Annotated in this window: 16 protein-coding genes and 1 pseudogene; 9 read left to right on the forward strand and 8 right to left on the reverse strand. The window is 69.5% G+C overall.

Annotation, left to right across the window (positions count from 1 at the left end):
- Positions 1-120: 120 nt before the first annotated feature.
- On the reverse strand, positions 121-1,164 hold the full coding sequence (locus ACLLJJ_RS28975; RefSeq protein WP_434596762.1) for a glycoside hydrolase family 6 protein: 1,044 nt from the start codon (positions 1,162-1,164) through the stop codon (positions 121-123).
- Between the two features lie 166 nt (positions 1,165-1,330).
- Between ACLLJJ_RS28975 and ACLLJJ_RS28980 the strand changes: the two genes are divergently transcribed.
- From ACLLJJ_RS28980 to ACLLJJ_RS28990, 3 genes are all read left to right on the forward strand, one after another.
- Positions 1,331-1,840 (forward strand): MarR family winged helix-turn-helix transcriptional regulator, encoded by a 510-nt coding sequence (locus tag ACLLJJ_RS28980; RefSeq protein ID WP_434596764.1) that lies wholly within the window; start codon positions 1,331-1,333, stop codon positions 1,838-1,840.
- 74 nt (positions 1,841-1,914) lie between these two features.
- On the forward strand, positions 1,915-2,241 hold the full coding sequence (locus ACLLJJ_RS28985; RefSeq protein WP_434596766.1) for a DUF3817 domain-containing protein: 327 nt from the start codon (positions 1,915-1,917) through the stop codon (positions 2,239-2,241).
- A gap of 92 nt (positions 2,242-2,333) precedes the next feature.
- Positions 2,334-4,034, forward strand: coding sequence for an acyl-CoA mutase large subunit family protein (locus ACLLJJ_RS28990; protein WP_434596767.1), 1,701 nt, complete (start codon positions 2,334-2,336; stop codon positions 4,032-4,034).
- A gap of 61 nt (positions 4,035-4,095) precedes the next feature.
- On the opposite strand, the gene ACLLJJ_RS28995 is transcribed toward ACLLJJ_RS28990, so the two are convergent.
- Entirely contained in the window at positions 4,096-4,662 is a 567-nt protein-coding gene (locus ACLLJJ_RS28995; RefSeq protein WP_434596769.1) for an NADPH-dependent FMN reductase, read from the reverse strand.
- A gap of 85 nt (positions 4,663-4,747) precedes the next feature.
- Positions 4,748-5,371: a hypothetical protein gene (locus tag ACLLJJ_RS29000; RefSeq protein WP_434596771.1), complete on the reverse strand. Its 624-nt coding sequence runs from the start codon at positions 5,369-5,371 to the stop codon at positions 4,748-4,750.
- A gap of 257 nt (positions 5,372-5,628) precedes the next feature.
- Between ACLLJJ_RS29000 and ACLLJJ_RS29005 the strand changes: the two genes are divergently transcribed.
- The gene (locus ACLLJJ_RS29005) at positions 5,629-6,285 is read left to right on the forward strand and encodes a DsbA family oxidoreductase (RefSeq protein WP_434596774.1); all 657 of its coding nucleotides are present in this window, start codon (positions 5,629-5,631) and stop codon (positions 6,283-6,285) included.
- A gap of 38 nt (positions 6,286-6,323) precedes the next feature.
- Here ACLLJJ_RS29005 and ACLLJJ_RS29010 read toward each other — a convergent pair whose 3' ends face one another.
- The 3 genes from ACLLJJ_RS29010 to ACLLJJ_RS29020 form a co-directional block, all read right to left on the reverse strand.
- Entirely contained in the window at positions 6,324-7,235 is a 912-nt protein-coding gene (locus ACLLJJ_RS29010) for an NADP-dependent oxidoreductase (protein ID WP_434596776.1), read from the reverse strand.
- Positions 7,236-7,308: 73 nt separating this feature from the next.
- On the reverse strand, positions 7,309-8,061 hold the full coding sequence (locus ACLLJJ_RS29015; RefSeq protein WP_434600551.1) for a glycosyltransferase: 753 nt from the start codon (positions 8,059-8,061) through the stop codon (positions 7,309-7,311).
- Positions 8,062-8,080: 19 nt separating this feature from the next.
- A complete protein-coding gene (locus tag ACLLJJ_RS29020; RefSeq protein WP_434596777.1) occupies positions 8,081-8,770 on the reverse strand; it encodes an MFS transporter in 690 nt (229 codons plus the stop codon).
- Positions 8,771-8,842: 72 nt separating this feature from the next.
- Between ACLLJJ_RS29020 and ACLLJJ_RS29025 the strand changes: the two are divergent.
- Positions 8,843-9,181, forward strand: a pseudogene (locus ACLLJJ_RS29025) (GDP-mannose 4,6-dehydratase); the annotation flags it as partial.
- Between the two features lie 11 nt (positions 9,182-9,192).
- Here the strand turns inward: ACLLJJ_RS29025 and ACLLJJ_RS29030 are convergent.
- Positions 9,193-9,834, reverse strand: a complete 642-nt coding sequence (locus ACLLJJ_RS29030) for a TetR/AcrR family transcriptional regulator (protein WP_434596780.1) — start codon at positions 9,832-9,834, stop codon at positions 9,193-9,195.
- Between the two features lie 295 nt (positions 9,835-10,129).
- Between ACLLJJ_RS29030 and ACLLJJ_RS29035 the strand changes: the two genes are divergently transcribed.
- The 4 genes from ACLLJJ_RS29035 to ACLLJJ_RS29050 all read left to right on the forward strand — a co-directional run bounded on the left by ACLLJJ_RS29035 (position 10,130) and on the right by ACLLJJ_RS29050 (position 14,355).
- Positions 10,130-11,110, forward strand: coding sequence for a tetratricopeptide repeat protein (locus ACLLJJ_RS29035; RefSeq protein ID WP_434596782.1), 981 nt, complete (start codon positions 10,130-10,132; stop codon positions 11,108-11,110).
- 590 nt (positions 11,111-11,700) lie between these two features.
- The gene (locus ACLLJJ_RS29040) at positions 11,701-12,342 is read left to right on the forward strand and encodes a DUF6230 family protein (protein ID WP_434596784.1); all 642 of its coding nucleotides are present in this window, start codon (positions 11,701-11,703) and stop codon (positions 12,340-12,342) included.
- A 98-nt stretch (positions 12,343-12,440) separates the two neighbouring features.
- The gene (locus tag ACLLJJ_RS29045) at positions 12,441-12,998 is read left to right on the forward strand and encodes a DUF6114 domain-containing protein (RefSeq protein WP_434596787.1); all 558 of its coding nucleotides are present in this window, start codon (positions 12,441-12,443) and stop codon (positions 12,996-12,998) included.
- Positions 12,988-14,355, forward strand: a complete 1,368-nt coding sequence (locus tag ACLLJJ_RS29050) for a hypothetical protein (protein ID WP_434600552.1) — start codon at positions 12,988-12,990, stop codon at positions 14,353-14,355. The genes ACLLJJ_RS29045 and ACLLJJ_RS29050 overlap by 11 nt, the downstream gene beginning before the upstream one ends.
- A gap of 252 nt (positions 14,356-14,607) precedes the next feature.
- Here ACLLJJ_RS29050 and pyk read toward each other — a convergent pair whose 3' ends face one another.
- Entirely contained in the window at positions 14,608-16,038 is a 1,431-nt protein-coding gene (pyk, locus tag ACLLJJ_RS29055) for a pyruvate kinase (protein WP_434596788.1), read from the reverse strand.
- Positions 16,039-16,071: the final 33 nt, after the last annotated feature.

The following is a 16,071-nucleotide window of genomic DNA, read 5'->3' on the forward strand; positions in this document are numbered from 1 at the left end:
CCCTGACCGTCAACGCCGGACGGGCTGAAAGATCTTCTTTCAGCCCGTCCGGCGTCGGCGCACCTCGGTAAGGGGCGGGCAGGGGAACGGCGCCCCGGCCACCCGCACCCGCATCCGCACCTACGCCTTCGCGCGCCGCGCCAGCCCCAGCGCGTAGTCCGGCCACCACGTGCCCGCCGACGGCCCGCCCCGGCACGGGCCGTCCGAGTCGCCGGGGCGCTTGATCCACAGGTGTGCGTCGAGCAGCGGCGCGTCCGTACGGTCGCTCGGCGGCGTACCCAGGGCGCGGCCCGAGGGGTTGCACCAGGAGTCGCGGCGGTTGCCGGGCAGCGGCCCGTTCCCGTTGCGGCTGCTGTCGATCACGAAGTGCGTGCCGCCGAGCAGCCCCGAGAGCTGGGTGCCGTACGCCTTGACGGCGTTGTCCGGCTGGAAGTTGGAGACGTTCAGCGAGATGCCGTCGGCCCTGGCGACCCCCGCGCTGCGCAGCGGCGCCACCAGTTTGGCCGGGTCGTCGATCCAGGCCGGGTTGCCCGCGTCCAGATAGACCCGGGTCTTGGGCTGCTTCTTCAGCCGGTCGACCGCGTCGGACAGCAGCAGGGCGCGCTCGGTGTGGTTCTCCACCGGAGTGCAGCCGTCCACGATGTGCGGCACCGCGTCCGGCTCCAGGATCACGATGGCCGGGGCGTCGCCGATGCTATCGGCGAACGTCCCGATCCAGCGCCGGTAGGCCTCCGCGTCCGTCGCCCCGCCCGCGGAGTGCTGCCCGCAGTCGCGGTGCGGGATGTTGTACGCGACGAGGACGACGGTCCGGGCGTCGCCCGCCGCGCCCCGCACGGCGTTCTTGATGTCGGGCGCGGGGTCGTCACCGGCCGGCCAGTCGGCGACGGGCCGCTCGGAGATCCGCTTGAGGGCGCTCGCGTCGGCCGCACGGCCCGCCGCCTCCCACGCCTTGACCTGGCGCGCCGCGTCACTGCCCGGGTCGACCCAGTAGGGGGACGGGGGCTGCGTCTGGGCAGGCCCCTGGACGACGGCGGCCTTGCCCCTGCCGGGTTCGGACTTCGGCGCGGGGTCGGCCGACGAGCAGCCGACCGCGGCGAGTGTGAGAAGGGCGCCGAGGGTGGCGCCGGTGAGCGAGCGTGAGCGGGTCGGTCTGCGGCCGGACATCCAGCCCCCTTGAACGGTTCGACTGGGCGGAACGGACCGGGCAATCGTCGCATAGCGGTCATACGGTGTGCGGGTACGACACCGGCCGTCGTGGGGCGGCCCGGCGCCCGTACCGAAGTTCGAGACAGAGCTGACCGGCATGTGACCGACCGGTAAGGTCGATGCCGTGCCAAAGCCGCTCAGCCTCCCCTTCGACCCCATCTCCCGAGCCGACGAGCTCTGGCGGCAGCGCTGGGGTCCCGTGCCCTCGATGGCCGCGATCACCTCGATCATGCGCGCGCACCAGATCCTGCTCGCCGAGGTCGATGCCGCCGTCAAGCCGTACGGACTGACCTTCGCGCGGTACGAGGCGCTGGTGCTGCTCACCTTCTCCAAGGAGGGGGAGCTGACCATGTCGAAGATCGGCGAGCGGCTGATGGTCCACCCCACCTCGGTGACGAACACCATCGACCGCCTCGTGCGGTCAGGTCTCGTCGACAAGCGGCCCAACCCCGCCGACGGGCGCGGCACCCTCGCTTCGATCACCGACAAGGGGCGCGAGGTCGTGGAGGCGGCGACCCGGGATCTGATGGCGATGGACTTCGGGCTCGGGGCGTACGACGCGGAGGAGTGCGCGGAGATCTTCGCGATGCTGCGCCCGCTGCGGGTGGCCGCGCAGGACTTCGACGAGCAGTAGAGGGGCGGCAGCGGCGGGCGGGGAGCGGCAGCCCGCCCGAAGATCGCCTGTTGTGCCCGGTTACGCTCGATGCCATGAAACAAAGCGTGCTGACCCGCTACCGCGTGATGGCGTACATCACCGCCGTGTGGCTGCTGGTGTTCACCGTCGCGATCGTCATGAAGTACGGCTTCGGGACCGGCGACACCATGCTGATCTCGCAGGTCCACGGCGTGCTGTTCATCGTTTACGTCGTCTTCGCCTTCGATCTGGGCACCAAGGCGAAGTGGCCGCTCGGCAAGCTGGCGTGGGTACTGGCCGCCGGCTGTATTCCGGTCGCCTCCTTCTTTGTGGAGCCGAAGATCACGCGTGAGGTCCGCCCGCTGGTCACGGACGCCCGCCCGGCTCCGGCCAAGGCGTAATCGCTCATTTTCTCGATTTGTGACCGCCGCGCGCGAGGCTCGTGGTGGTCAGCCATCGACATTTACTAGGACGTCCTAGTAAATTCGATGGCATGGACGCTCACGCCATCGAGGAAGGCCGCCAGCGCTGGCAGGCCCGTTACGACAAGGCCCGCAAGCGCGACGCGGACTTCAGCACGCTCTCCGGAGACCCGGTCGACCCCGCGTACGGGCCACGGCCCGGTGATACGTACGAGGGCTTCGAGCGGATCGGCTGGCCCGGGGAGTACCCCTTCACCCGCGGGCTGCACGCGACCGGCTACCGCGGCCGGACCTGGACCATCCGCCAGTTCGCGGGCTTCGGCAACGCCCAGCAGACCAACGAGCGGTACAAGACCATCCTGGCCAACGGCGGCGGCGGCCTCTCCGTCGCCTTCGACATGCCGACCCTGATGGGCCGCGACTCCGACGAGTCCCACTCGCTCGGCGAGGTCGGCCACTGCGGCGTCGCCATCGACTCCGCCGCCGACATGGAGGTCCTCTTCCAGGACATCCCGCTCGGTGACGTCACCACGTCGATGACGATCAGCGGCCCCGCCGTGCCCGTCTTCTGCATGTACCTGGTGGCGGCCGAGCGGCAGGGCATCGACCCCGCCGTCCTCAACGGCACCCTCCAGACCGACATCTTCAAGGAGTACATCGCGCAGAAGGAGTGGCTCTTCACCCCCGAGCCGCACCTGCGCCTGATCGGCGACCTGATGGAGCACTGCGCCCGTTCCATCCCCGCGTACAAGCCGCTGTCGGTCTCCGGCTACCACATCCGCGAGGCGGGCGCGACGGCCGCGCAGGAGCTCGCGTACACGCTCGCGGACGGTTTCGGATACGTCGAGCTCGGCCTGTCCCGCGGCATGGACGTGGACCACTTCGCGCCCGGCCTGTCCTTCTTCTTCGACGCGCACGTCGACTTCTTCGAGGAGATCGCCAAGTTCCGCGCCGCGCGCAGGATCTGGGCCCGCTGGATGAAGGAGGTGTACGGCGCCCAGAGCGACAAGGCGCAGTGGCTGCGCTTCCACACCCAGACGGCCGGCGTCTCGCTGACCGCGCAGCAGCCGTACAACAACGTGGTCCGCACGGCGGTCGAGGCCCTGGCGGCGGTCCTGGGCGGCACCAACTCGCTGCACACCAACGCCCTGGACGAGACCCTCGCGCTCCCCTCCGAGCAGGCGGCGGAGATCGCGCTGCGCACCCAGCAGGTGCTCATGGAGGAGACCGGCGTCGCCAACGTCGCCGACCCGCTGGGCGGTTCCTGGTACGTCGAGCAGCTCACCGACCGCATCGAGGCGGAGGCCGAGAAGATCTTCGACCAGATCAAGGAGCGCGGCACCCGGGCGCACCCGGACGGACAGCACCCGATCGGCCCGATCACCTCCGGCATCCTGCGTGGCATCGAGGACGGCTGGTTCACCGGGGAGATCGCCGAGTCGGCGTTTCAGTACCAGCGCTCGGTGGAGAAGGGCGACAAGCGGGTCGTGGGCGTCAACTGCCTGCACGGCTCGGTGACGGGCGACCTGGAGATCATGCGGGTCAGCCACGAGGTGGAGCGCGACCAGGTCCAGGCGCTGACCGCGCGCAAGGCGGCCCGTGACGAGGCGAAGGTGCGCGCGTCGCTGGACGCGATGCTGGCCTCGGCGCGCGACGGCTCGAACATGATCGAGCCCATGCTCACCGCGGTGCGCGCGGAGGCCACCCTGGGCGAGATCTGCAACATCCTGCGCGACGAGTGGGGCGTGTACACCGAGCCGCCGGGGTTCTGACGCGGACGCGTGCAACGGGACGCCCGGGAACCCGCATTGCGGGTTCCCGGGCGTCGTCCCGCTACAGGGGCCGGCCGACCGGCACGGCCACGGCGGCCAGCGTCGCGTCCACCAGGCGCTCCAAGCGGCCGACGACGCCGGGCTCGATGAACAGGCCGTCGTCGCCGCGCAGCCGGGTCGCGTCGCCGATCGCGACTTCCTCGTGCTCGATCGGCCGCGCGCCGCAGTTGGCGAGAATCCGGCGCAGGTGCGGTTGTACGTTCGCCCCCCCGGCCCGACCGGGGGACGCGCTGGCGACCGATGCGGGGACGCCGGCGAGCGGGCTGTTCTCACCACCCAGCGAGAGCCAGTCCAGCGCGTTCTTCAGCACGCCCGGCGGGTAGCCGTTGTAGGACGGGCTGCTGATGAACAGGGCGTCGGCGGTGGAGAACCGCTCTAGCGCGGACAACAGCCGGCTCATGCCGCCAACCCGCTCGGTGTCCTCGTCGAACAGGGGGAAATCCCGCAGGGGGACGCGGAACGTCGTATGGCCGCCGCGCCGTTCGATGATCCGCTGAACTGTGAGGACTGCCGAGGAGTTCACCGACTCACGCCGCAGACTCCCGGACATCACTGCAATCCTGGCCATGTGCTCGACCTCCTTGGCGCGGGCGTGCCCCGACTTCGGGGACGAAGGTGTCAGCCCCACCGGCGCTGCCGCCGACGAGTTCGAGTCAGGAGACGACGGTGCGCGAGAGCACGACAGGGGCGGCCGGGTTCGGGTAGCAGGGGAGCTCGCCGATCTCGTGGGTCGTCGGGTCCTCGGCCATCCAGCGGAAGCCCGGGTCGGCCGCGCTGGTGCCGGCCACCGAGGTGGTCAGCTCGCCGGCGGCGGGGGCGCGCAGGCTCACCTTGAGGGTGGGGACGTCGGCGTCCACCCCCGCGGTGAAGGGCCCGGTCGCCGAGACCGTGACCTGGCCGGGGGAGAAGGACACCGTCTGCTTGGAGTCGCCCAGGTTGGAGCCGCCGACCAGCTTGTGGCCGAGAATCTTGGCCCCTGCCGGGAGGTTGTAGACGAACTTCACGTCCCAGGCCTTGGTGTTGAACTCGGTGCGCGGGTTGACGGGCTCCGGGTCGTACGCGACGGTGAATGTCTGGTGCGGCCGTACGGTCGCCGGGGCGGTCACGTTGAAACTACGGCTGTATTCGAGCACGTAACTTCCGCCGCCGAATTCGACCGGGCACAGGTACGGCACGGTGGACGTCGCCGCTGAAGCGCTTGCCGGAAAGGCTATTGCGCTGGAGGCAGCGAGGGCGGTGACAGCCAGAGCGCGCGTCAGGGTGCTGTGGATACGCAACGAAATTCTCCCTTGCTAAAGAACGGTCGATCCCGGTGGGTGGGCCAACGAGTCGGTGCACTCCGATGCCCGGAGCTGTATTCATCTCTCGTCCGGAATGCGCCACCAGTTTCGGCCGTCACGCTCTAAGTGGACTCAATTTTCGCTCCTTGTTATCCGCCGGTGGTCGGCAATCTTCTCTACTCCCTTGACCTGGAGCGCAGTTGAGGATGCAGAATTGAAGGTGTCATTCCGTTGCGAGGAAAGGGTGTCACCCAGTGCTGACTGTGGAGATCTGGTCCGATGTGGTGTGTCCGTGGTGCTATCTGGGAAAGCGGCGGTGGGAAGCGGCTCTCGCTCGGTTCCCGCACGCGGATCAGGTCGAGACCGTATGGCGGTCGTTCGAGCTGAGGGTGAACCAGCCCATCGTCCCAGGCGATTCCCTCAACGAGATGATGCGGCGCGACGGGCATTCCCAGGAGGAGCTCGACGGCATTTTCCAGAGCATCATCGACCTCGGTGACAAGGAGGGAATCGCACTGCGCCCGGGTGAGTACCGGCCCGTCAACTCCTTCGACGCGCACCGACTGCTGCACGCGGCCGAGGGGCACGGCCTGGTGAACGCCCTGATGGAGCGGGTTCTGTACGCCTATCACTCCGAGTTGTCGAACATCGCCGACCATGAGGTGCTCCGGGCGCTCGCGGTGGACGCCGGCCTGTCCCGGGCCACGATTTCCGAGGTGCTGTCCGGCGACGGATGCGCAACCGAGGTGCGCGCGGACGAGGCCCGGGGGGCCGCGATCAAGGTGACGTCCGTGCCGGCGTTCGTGGTCGACGGGCGCGAGGCCATCCACGGCGCCGTGGAGTCCGACGCGATACTCGCCATGCTCACCGAGGAGTGGGAGCGGCACACCGTCGCGGCGAGCAGCGACTGACGCGCGGCGCCCGTCCATCAGCGGTTCGGGCCGGCGGCTCAGTCGATGACGATGACGAGCTTTCCGCGGGTGTGCCGGGTCTCGACCTCGCGGTGGGCGTCGGCGGCCGCTGCCAGCGGGAAGGTCCGGGCGATCTCGATGTGCAGCTTGCCCTGGGTGTAGAGCTCGGCCAGCTCCCTGAGGCGGGTCAGGGCGCGCTGGGTGAACACCCCGACGATCCCGAGCTCTTCGAGCCGCTCGAAGCCCACGAGGGTGCCGATCCGGTCGCGGTTGTCCAGCAGCTCCACCGAGGCGTCCAGCGCCTCGCCGCCCGCGCCGTCGAGGATCGCGGTGACCCCCTCGGGGGCCAGCTCCCGTACCCGGTCGACCAGTCCTTCGCCGTAGGCCACGGGGATGGCGCCCAGCGAGCGCAGGTAGTCGTGGTTGCGCGGGCTCGCGGTGCCGATGACGGTCGCGCCGTAGTTCAGGGCGAGCTGCACGGCCACGGTGCCCACCCCGCCGGCCGCGGCGTGGACCAGCAGCGTGTCGCCCGAGCCGACCTTCAGCTTGTCCAGGGCGGTGTGCGCCGTCTGTCCGGAGGCGGAGAAGACTCCCGCCACGTCCCACGGCATACCGGCCGGCTTCGTCACGATCTGGTCGGTGGGCACCACCAGGTACTCGGCGTGGCAGGACAGCAGGGCCCAGCCCAGCACCTCGCTGCCCACCTCGACCCCCTCGACACCCTCGCCGGTCTGGTCGACGACCCCCGCGAACTCGTTGCCGATCTTCTGCGGGAACGCCAGGGTCTGGCCGGGCGGTGTCCAGCCGCCGCGCACCGAGCAGTCGGCGGTCTGGATGCCTGCGGCCCTGACCCGCACCCGGACCTGACCCGGGCCTGCCGTCGGCGTATCGACGTCGAGGAGCTCCACTACCTCGGGCCCGCCGAAGGAATTGATCGCTGCTGCCTTCATGGGAATGCCTTTCATGCGTCGGATCGGGGAATGCGGCCGGCCCGGCTCGGCGTGCGGGCCGCGTGCGGCGGGCTCACCCCGGGGCGAGCTCACGGCTTTTGGGGGCCGCCGGTTCGGCACGGCCCTGCTCGGCCTGCTTCTCCAGCGCGGCGACTACCGCCGCCGGGGTCGGCATCAGGGCCATCTCGTCGCGCAGGTTCCCGGCCTGCTCGCGGTACGAGGGGGTGTCCAGGACTTCCCGCACCGCGGCGGTGATGTTCTCCGCGGTGTCGTCGCCGGGCCGGATCATCTTCGAGGCGCCGTACTCGGTCAGGCGGGTGGAGTAGTCCACGACGTAGGGCAGGTACGGGATGAGCACCTGCGGCACACCGTGCGCCATGCTGCCCAGCACGGTGTTTCCGCCGGCGTGATTGACCACCACGTCGCAGGTCGGGGCGACCACGTCCAGCGGCAGCCAGCCCGCCCGGACGTTGTCCGGCAGCGGCCCCAGCTTGGCGGCCATGTCGTCGGGGGCTCCGACGAGCAGCTCGACGTCCAAGTGCTGCACCTTTTCCACCAGGGCGGCCAGTACGTCGTAGTAGTAGTCCGGCGTGATGCGGCTGCCCGCGGTCACCATGACCCGGGGCCGGCTGCCCTTGGTGTACATCCATGGCGCGAGCTTCTTCGGCGTGGTGCAGGGCACGTACCGCATCGGCTGGGCGGCGGGGGCGTCCCACACGCGCAGGCTCGGCGGGCAGGTGTCCACGAACAGATCGAAGCGCGGCATGTCGTACAGGCCCAGGCGCTTCAGGGAGAACCCCAGCTCGGCGGCGGCTGCCAGGTCGATGGTTCGGGGCCTACGGGGCTCAGGTCGCCGAGCCCTGGGAGCGCTCCTGCTCCTCCCGCTCGCGTTCCTGTTCCTGCTCCCGGGCTTCGAGTTCCGGTGTGGGCGGGCCGAGCTTCACGAAGAGCAGCACCAGCAGCACCAGCCCGCTGAGCGCCGCAGCGGCCAGGAATCCGGCCGTGAGCGAGGTGGCCCCGACCAGGGGGCCGATCACCAGCGGCGCCGCGAACTGGCCGCCGAAGTTGGCCGTGCCCGACAACGCCAACGCCTGTCCGCGCATCTCGGCCGGTGAAGTCTCTCCGGTGAGTATGGCGAGGGCCGGGACCGAGACCCCGCTGCCCGCGCCGAACAGGACCGCGGCGACGGCGAGCAGCGCGGGCTGGTCCGCGAGCGCGCCCACTAGGAAAGCCACGCCCCAGAGCACGAGCGCCGCACGGATGAGGGGCAGATAACCCAGGTGCGCCCGCATCTTGCCGTAGAAGAACCCGGAGAAACTGCCGGCGAGCGAGATGCTCGCGATGATCGCCGCGATGGTGAAGGGCGCGGCGACACCCAGCTGGTCGAACCGCTGTGGCAAGAAGACGATCAGCACGTACAGCAGGAACGAAGCGACCACCGACAGTGCGTACAGGCCCAGCAGCTGGGGTGTTGACCGCAGCAGAGTGAGGATCCCGCCGCCCTTGACCCGTCCCGCCGCGGGAAGGTTCGGCATCGCGATGAGCATCGCGACCGCGGTGGGAATGCCGACGAGGTAGATGGCGAACGGGCCGTGCCAGGAGAAGACACGTACGTCACCGACACGGCCCGCGGCTTCCTCGCGATGGCCGGCTGCGACCGGGCGCTCGGCGAGGCCGTCAACCTGGGTACCGGTCGTGAGATCGCCATCGGGGACCTCGCCCACGCGCTGATCGCCGCGTCGGGGCGGGACGCCGAGGTGGTGGTCGACCCGGCGCGGCTGCGGCCGGCCGGCAGCGAGGTGGAGCGGCTGCTCTCCGACAACACGCGGGCGCTGGAGTGGTCGGGCTGGCGGCCGGAGGTCTCGCTGGAGGACGGGCTCAAGCACACCTCGGAGTGGGTCGCGGAGAACCTCCGGCTGTTCGCGCCGGACCGTTACCAGGTCTGACGTACGGACCCTCAGGTCCGCCCGGCCGGCGGGGTGGCTCCCAGCCCGCTCACCAGCAGCAGCGTGAAGCTGTGCGCCCAGGCCGCGTCCACCGGTTCCGCGCTCACCAGCGCCCGGTGGACGACGGCTCCGGCGATCACGTCGAAGATCAGGTCCGCGTTGCCGGCCGCCTGCTCGGGGTCCTCCTCGTACGGCAGCTCGCCGCGGGCCTGCGCGCGTTCGCGTCCCAGCACCACCAGGCGCTTCTGCCGGTCGACGATCGCCGAGCGGATGCGCCGGCGCAGCGCCTCGTCGCGCGTCGACTCCGCGACCACCGCCATCAGCGCGGTCTTGGTCTCGGGCCGGTCCAGGAGCGCCGCGAACTGCAGCACCACGCCCTCGATGTCGGCCGCCAGGCTGCCCAGGTCGGGGAGTTCCAGCTCGTCGAAGAGGACGGCCACGGCATCGACGACCAACTCGTTCTTGTGCGCCCACCGGCGGTAGAGGGTCGTCTTGGCGACCCCGGCCCGGCTCGCCACATCGCCCATCGTGAGCTTGGACCAGCCCAGCTCCACCAGTGCCGCCCTGGTCGCCTCAAGGATCGCGGCATTGGCCCCAGGGCTGCGTGGGCGGCCCGTTCGGGAGGGGGAGGTGGGGTGGATCCGGCTGGACATGCCCGTGACCATACCGGCCGGTAGGCGATTGTCAGTGAGGGAGATCACCGAAAGGGGGCAGCGGCGCGACGGCCTTTCGAGTTACGCTACGACCCGTAGCGAAAGCAGCGACAACCACGCGGCCACTACGACACGACCACGGGCGCCGGATGGGGATCCGGCGCCGGCCACCGGTCCTCCTCGGGGCCTCGGACCGCCGTCCGCCCGTATGCCCCGCAATCCGGCGGGGGGCTGCGAGCGGGCCCCGGTTCGTGAAGCATTCCAGAACCGCGCGCGAAAGGGGGAGGATGTACGCATGCAGCCTAGGAACATGTCTATGAGCGGCGTCGTCGACCTCGCCGCGGTGAAGGCGGCCGGCGAAGCCCGGCAGAAGGCGGAGCAGGCCCGTGCCCAGGCCGCCACGGAGGGCGGCCCCACGGGTGTCGCCCCGTCGAGTCTGGTGATCGATGTCGATGAGGCCGGATTCGAGCGCGATGTCCTCCAGCGCTCCTCCGAAGTCCCTGTCGTCATCGACTTCTGGGCCGAGTGGTGTGAGCCGTGCAAGCAGCTCAGCCCCTTGCTGGAGCGTCTGACGCTGGAGTACAAGGGCCGTTTCATCCTCGCCAAGATCGATGTCGAAGCCAATCAGATGCTGATGCAGCAGTTCGGGATCCAGGGGATCCCGGCTGTCTTCGCGGTGGTCGCCGGACAGGCGCTGCCGCTCTTCCAGGGTCTGGCCCCCGAAGCGCAGATCCGCGAGACGCTGGACCAGCTGGTCCAGGTCGCGGAGGAGCGCTTCGGTCTGACCGGCATCGCCGTCGACTCCGATGCCGAGGAGGCCCCGGTCGAGGAGGCCGCGGAGATCGAGGAGCCGGTCGGCCCTTACGACGCGCTCCTTGAGGCCGCTGTGCGGGCGCTGGACGCGGGCGACTTCGGCGGCGCGGTCCAGGCGTACCAGAACGTGCTGGGCGACGATCCCGCGAACAGCGAGGCCAAGCTGGGCCTCGCCCAGGCCGAGTTGCTCGGCCGGGTGCAGGGGCTCGACCCCCAGCGGGTCCGCCAGGACGCGGCCGACCACCCCGCCGACGTACCGGCGCAGATCGCCGCGGCCGACCTCGATCTGGTCGGCGGCCATGTGGAAGACGCCTTCGGGCGACTGGTCGAGACGGTGCGCCGCACAGTGGGCGACGACCGGAACGCCGCGCGGGTGCGGCTGCTGGAACTCTTCGAGGTCATCGGCGCGGACGACCCGCGGGTGGCCCCGGCGCGGATGGCACTGGCGAGGGTGCTGTTCTGACGGGTGGTACCCCTGGGGTACTCCTGAAGTTTTAGCGACACAGTGACAATAAGCGGCCGCGCTTTACCAAAACTTGGTAATCGCGGCCGCTGTTACTTGCAGTAAGCCGAGAGCGTCGTTCTGCCCGGTTCTGATCCTCAATCACCATTTTTTTCACGTCACTCGACGACACCATCCACGGCCGCCCGATGCCGGGCGGTCGCGCCTTGGTTATCGGGCCGTTACTAGCGAGTAACGAACCCCCTTGTGCACCGGCTTGTAATGCACCACGATCGGCCACGCTCGGTCCAACACCGCACCAGCCCGACAGCCATTCGGTGCCGCGGTCCCCTGGATCCCCACCGAGTGGGCCGGCGGCAGTGGCGCGTCGGCTGTGGACAGGGGGGTCCCTGCTACCCGGCGGGGCCTGTCCAGTGCGGTTGCGCGAATGCGTGGCCAGTGGTTGTCGCTCGGGGGTGATCGCCGGTGATTTCGGGCGCTGTTCGCGCCTCCGATACGGGCGCTCTCCTTCCCGAGGACGTAGCACTTCTCCCATCCCCCTGCGGGTTCCAGCCCGTAATGGAGATGTACGTCCGAGAAGGAGGAAAGTCATGAGTTCCCAAGTACGCGGTGGAACCAGATGGAAGCGGTTCGCCATAGTCATGGTGCCGAGCGTGGCCGCTACGGCCGCGGTAGGCATCGCCCTGGCTCAGGGCGCGCTGGCGGCTTCGTTCAGCGTCTCCGGCCAGAGCTTCAAGGTCAGCGCCGACGAACTCGTCGGCTACGACTTCATTCAGTACGGCAGCATGGCCGAGGGCAAGGACCTGAACGGCAAGGACACCTTGAACCCGGTGGCCGTGTCGGGCTTCAGCAGGGCCACCATCACCAACATGTGCCAGTCGGTGGTCACGCCGAACGTGCCGGTCTTCGGCGCCATCAGCCTTGAGCTCAGGGCCGGCACCAACGCCAAGAAGCCGGTCGAAGCGACCGACCTCTACCTCGACGTGGCCCAGCTGAAGGCTGACGCCCTGTTCGAGGACATCGACATCGGTGTCGCGGCGGGTGACAAGAACAACCCGACCAAGATCCAGCCCGGTACGGAGAAGAAGGTCAATCCGTTCGGGTTCGCCCAGCGCGCCAGGAAGGCGACGCTGAGTGGCGTGGAGCAGACGGCGTGGGCCACCACTGCCGGAACCTTCAAGCTCAGCAACCTGAGCCTGAAGCTGCACAAGGGTGTCAAGGAGTGCTACTAAGCACTCGCTGAGGGGGGTCGGGGAGCTTCACCGCTGCCCGACCCCCTGTCTCCAACTTCTATCTCCCCGGCGATGCCGGTTCCAGGGAGCTGTTTTCCATGAGCGCCGAGTCACCGGGGCACAACGAGCACCACCTCCGCGTATTTCGGCGGCGATTCCGTGCCTGGCGAGGATCGCGGCCGTTCTGGGCAGGCCTACTCACCATGATCGGCGGCGTGCCGATCGCGTACTTCCCGTACGCCAATCTCAAGCTGGGCAACGTCACGCTGGCCATGGCGACCACAGCGGGCGCAGGCTCGCTGATCATCGGCGTACTCCTGGTCACGCTGGGCTTCACGATGTGGTTCCACCAGATCGTCCGGGTCTTCGCGGGCGTTGCCTCGATCGTCCTGGCGATGGTCTCCCTGCCGGTGGCGAATATCGGTGGCTTCGTCATCGGCTTCCTGCTGGCCATGCTCGGCGGAGCGCTGTCCATCGCCTGGGCGCCGGGCAAACCCGCTGCGCCATCCGTCGAGCCGAAGCAACCCGACGCGGCGCAGACCTTCGGCGGCGAACCGGACGGAGCCGTTTTTCCCGAGCCGCGGGCCGGTGAACCGAACACACACGCTACCGACTCATCTGTAGACGCGAATGGCGGGAGGAACAGTGCGGGGTGACGAGACAGAGCTGACCGCGGCTGTGGGCGACGGGGTCCGTGCGAGAAGCGGGCCGCGTCACGCGGCCCCACGGAAGTCGTTGCTGACGAAGTGGCAGATACCCGCGGGCAAGGCGATGGCTCTGGCCGCGATGCCCACGGCGGTGTTCGTGGGGATGGGGCTCACCCCCAAGCTGGCACTGGCCGACGAGCAGCCGACCAACCCCTTCGCGCCGGGCCCCTGCGTAACCCGCTCGGACACCCCCGACCCCGACGCGTCCGAGTCGAAGTCCCCCTCGGCGGAGCCCTCCGCCACGGCGACCCCGAGCCCGAGTGCGAGTACGGACACGCCGGAGGAGACTCCGGCGCCGGACGCGAGTGCGAGCAGCTCCGAGGCGGCGGACCCGGCCAAGGAGTCGGTAGCGGGTCAGGCCGCGAAGCCGCCGGTCACGAAGGCGCCGGACACCAAGCCGACTCCGTCCGCGACCCCGTCGCCGAGCGCGACCAAGAACCCGCTCGACCCGCTGGGTGTGGGCGACGCGCTCAAGGATCTCTTCGACGGCCCGGACAAGGAGGAGCCCAAGGACCCGACGGACACTCCGTCCAGCCCGACGGACGATGCCGGGTCCGACGCGAAGGCCGCCCCGACGTCCGACGCGGGGAAGAAGGACGAGGCGGCCGATCCCAAGGCCGATCCCAAGGCGGATCCCAAGGCCGAGGCCGGTGTCAAGGACAAGACCGACGATGCTGCGGCCAGGACGAAGAAGGCCATTGAGGACGCGGCCGAGCTGGCCGGCGCCGACGTGGAGGAACTCGACCAGGCCGCCAAGGACGCGGGGAAGGCCAGGGACGCCGAGGCCAAGAAGGACGCGGACGGCAAGGAGCCCTTCCCCTGCCCGACGCCGGACCCGAAGGCTCTGGCCGATGCCGAGCTGGAGCCCGGCATCCCGCTCCTCCCGGACGAGGCCTGGATGCTCAACAGCTCCATGCTCACGCTGGGCGGGCTCGACTACCACGGCATCGTCGAGGTCAAGACGTACTCCGGCAAGATCAAGAAGGTCCTGAAGTTCACCGCGGACACGGTCGACATCAAGGACCTGGACCAGTCGGTCGTCGGTCCCAGCGGCACGACTCACAAGGTCGAGTCCCGTGAGGGTTCGACGTCGACCATCCGCGGCGGCACGGTGACGATGTACACGGAGGAGCTGAAGGGCAACCTCTTCGGCCTCATCCCGATCACCTTCAGCCCGGAGACCCCGCCGCCGATCAATGTCCCCTTCGCGATGTTCACCAAGGTCAAGGTGACCCAGGCCGGCCAGTTCGGCGGCTCGCTGAAGGTTCCGGGCCTGTACAACCACATCCTCAGCCCCGGGGCCTGAGGCCTCGCACCTTCCCGGGAGCCGCGAGAAAGGGCTGTGGCCCGCACCGACCCCTAGAGAGCGCCCCTGGTCGGTGCGGGCCACAGTCGTCCGGGTACCGGCCGGCCGCTGTGCCTGAGCCCCGCGGGGCCGGAGGAAGCGGAAGAGGCGGCGGGGAAGCAGGAGTCGGCCCGGCGGTGAACGCGGCGAGGGCGGTACCGCGGAACAGGAAATCCGGGGTACCGCCCTCGCCGCGTGCCTGCGGAGCGCGCGTCAGCCGCGCTCTCCGCCGCCCAGGTGGTGCACCCGGACCATGTTCGTCGTGCCGGGGACGCCGGGGGGCGAGCCGGCGGTGATGATCATCGTGTCGCCCTGGTTGTAGCGCTGGAGCTTCAGCAGTTCGCCGTCGACCAGGTCCACCATCGCGTCCGTGTTGTCCACGTGCGGGACGACGAAGGACTCGATGCCCCAGCTCAGCGACAGCTGGTTGCGGGTCGACTCGTCCGTGGTGAAGGCCAGGATCGGCTGGGCGGTGCGGTAGCGCGAGAGGCGGCGGGCGGTGTCGCCGGACTGGGTGAAGGCGACCAGTGCCTTACCGTCCAGGAAGTCCGCGATCTCGCAGGCCGCACGCGCGACCGAGCCACCCTGGGTGCGCGGCTTCTTGCCGGGGACCAGCGGCTGGAGGCCCTTGGAGAGGAGCTCCTCCTCGGCCGCCACGACGATCTTCGACATCGTCTTGACCGTCTCGATCGGGTACGCGCCGACCGAGGATTCCGCGGAGAGCATCACCGCGTCCGCGCCGTCCAGGATCGCGTTGGCGACGTCGGACGCCTCGGCGCGGGTGGGGCGGGAGTTGGTGATCATCGACTCCATCATCTGGGTCGCCACGATCACCGGCTTCGCGTTGCGGCGGCACAGCTCGATGAGGCGCTTCTGCACCATCGGGACCTTTTCGAGCGGGTACTCGACGGCCAGGTCGCCGCGGGCCACCATGACACCGTCGAAGGCGTCCACGATGCCGGCCATGTGCTCGACGGCCTGCGGCTTCTCCACCTTGGCGATGACGGGGACCCGGCGGCCCTCCTCGTCCATCACCTTGTGGACGTCCTTGACGTCGTCCGCGTCGCGTACGAAGGAGAGCGCGACCAGGTCGCAGCCCATCCCGAGGGCGAAGCGGAGGTCGTCGATGTCCTTCTCGGAGAGGGCCGGGACGTTGACCGCCGCACCGGGCAGGTTGATGCCCTTGTGGTCGGAGACGACACCGCCCTCGATGACGATGGTCTTGACCTGCGGACCCTCGACCGAGATGACCTTGAGCTCGACGTTGCCGTCGTTGATCAGGATCGGGTCGCCCTTGGCGACGTCGCCCGGCAGACCCTTGTAGGTCGTACCGCAGATCGACTTGTCGCCCGGGACGTCCTCGGAGGTGATGGTGAACTCGTCCCCGCGGACCAGCTCCACCGGCCCCTCGGCGAACTTGGCCAGCCGGATCTTCGGTCCCTGGAGGTCGGCGAGTACGCCCACCGCCCGGCCGGTCTCCTCGGCGGCCTTGCGGACGCGGTCGTAACGGCCCTGGTGCTCGGCGTGAGTGCCATGGCTGAAGTTGAAGCGGGCCACGCTCATGCCGGCTTCGATCAGAGCCACGAGCTGCTCGTGAGAGTCGACGGCGGGGCCCAGTGTGCAGACGATTTTGGAACGGCGCATGAGGCGGATCCTATCGGTTTGTTTCCCTGCGGA

Source organism: Streptomyces sp. A5-4 (assembly GCF_051131715.1).
In the GTDB taxonomy this organism is placed as follows: Bacteria; Actinomycetota; Actinomycetes; order Streptomycetales; family Streptomycetaceae; genus Streptomyces.

What these genes read in the sequence shown, in the direction of transcription:
- ACLLJJ_RS28995 (WP_434596769.1), bottom strand. Translation starts at nt 4,662, where the DNA reads ATGGCCAGGATTGCAGTGATGTCCGGGAGTCTGCGGCGTGAGTCGGTG.
- ACLLJJ_RS29035 (WP_434596782.1), top strand. Translation starts at nt 10,130, where the DNA reads ATGCAGCCTAGGAACATGTCTATGAGCGGCGTCGTCGACCTCGCCGCG.
- ACLLJJ_RS29040 (WP_434596784.1), top strand. Translation starts at nt 11,701, where the DNA reads ATGAGTTCCCAAGTACGCGGTGGAACCAGATGGAAGCGGTTCGCCATA.
- ACLLJJ_RS28990 (WP_434596767.1), top strand. Translation starts at nt 2,334, where the DNA reads ATGGACGCTCACGCCATCGAGGAAGGCCGCCAGCGCTGGCAGGCCCGT.
- ACLLJJ_RS28985 (WP_434596766.1), top strand. Translation starts at nt 1,915, where the DNA reads ATGAAACAAAGCGTGCTGACCCGCTACCGCGTGATGGCGTACATCACC.
- pyk (WP_434596788.1), bottom strand. Translation starts at nt 16,038, where the DNA reads ATGCGCCGTTCCAAAATCGTCTGCACACTGGGCCCCGCCGTCGACTCT.
- ACLLJJ_RS29010 (WP_434596776.1), bottom strand. Translation starts at nt 7,235, where the DNA reads ATGAAGGCAGCAGCGATCAATTCCTTCGGCGGGCCCGAGGTAGTGGAG.
- ACLLJJ_RS29045 (WP_434596787.1), top strand. Translation starts at nt 12,441, where the DNA reads ATGAGCGCCGAGTCACCGGGGCACAACGAGCACCACCTCCGCGTATTT.
- ACLLJJ_RS28975 (WP_434596762.1), bottom strand. Translation starts at nt 1,164, where the DNA reads ATGTCCGGCCGCAGACCGACCCGCTCACGCTCGCTCACCGGCGCCACC.
- ACLLJJ_RS29030 (WP_434596780.1), bottom strand. Translation starts at nt 9,834, where the DNA reads ATGTCCAGCCGGATCCACCCCACCTCCCCCTCCCGAACGGGCCGCCCA.
- ACLLJJ_RS29020 (WP_434596777.1), bottom strand. Translation starts at nt 8,770, where the DNA reads ATGCCGAACCTTCCCGCGGCGGGACGGGTCAAGGGCGGCGGGATCCTC.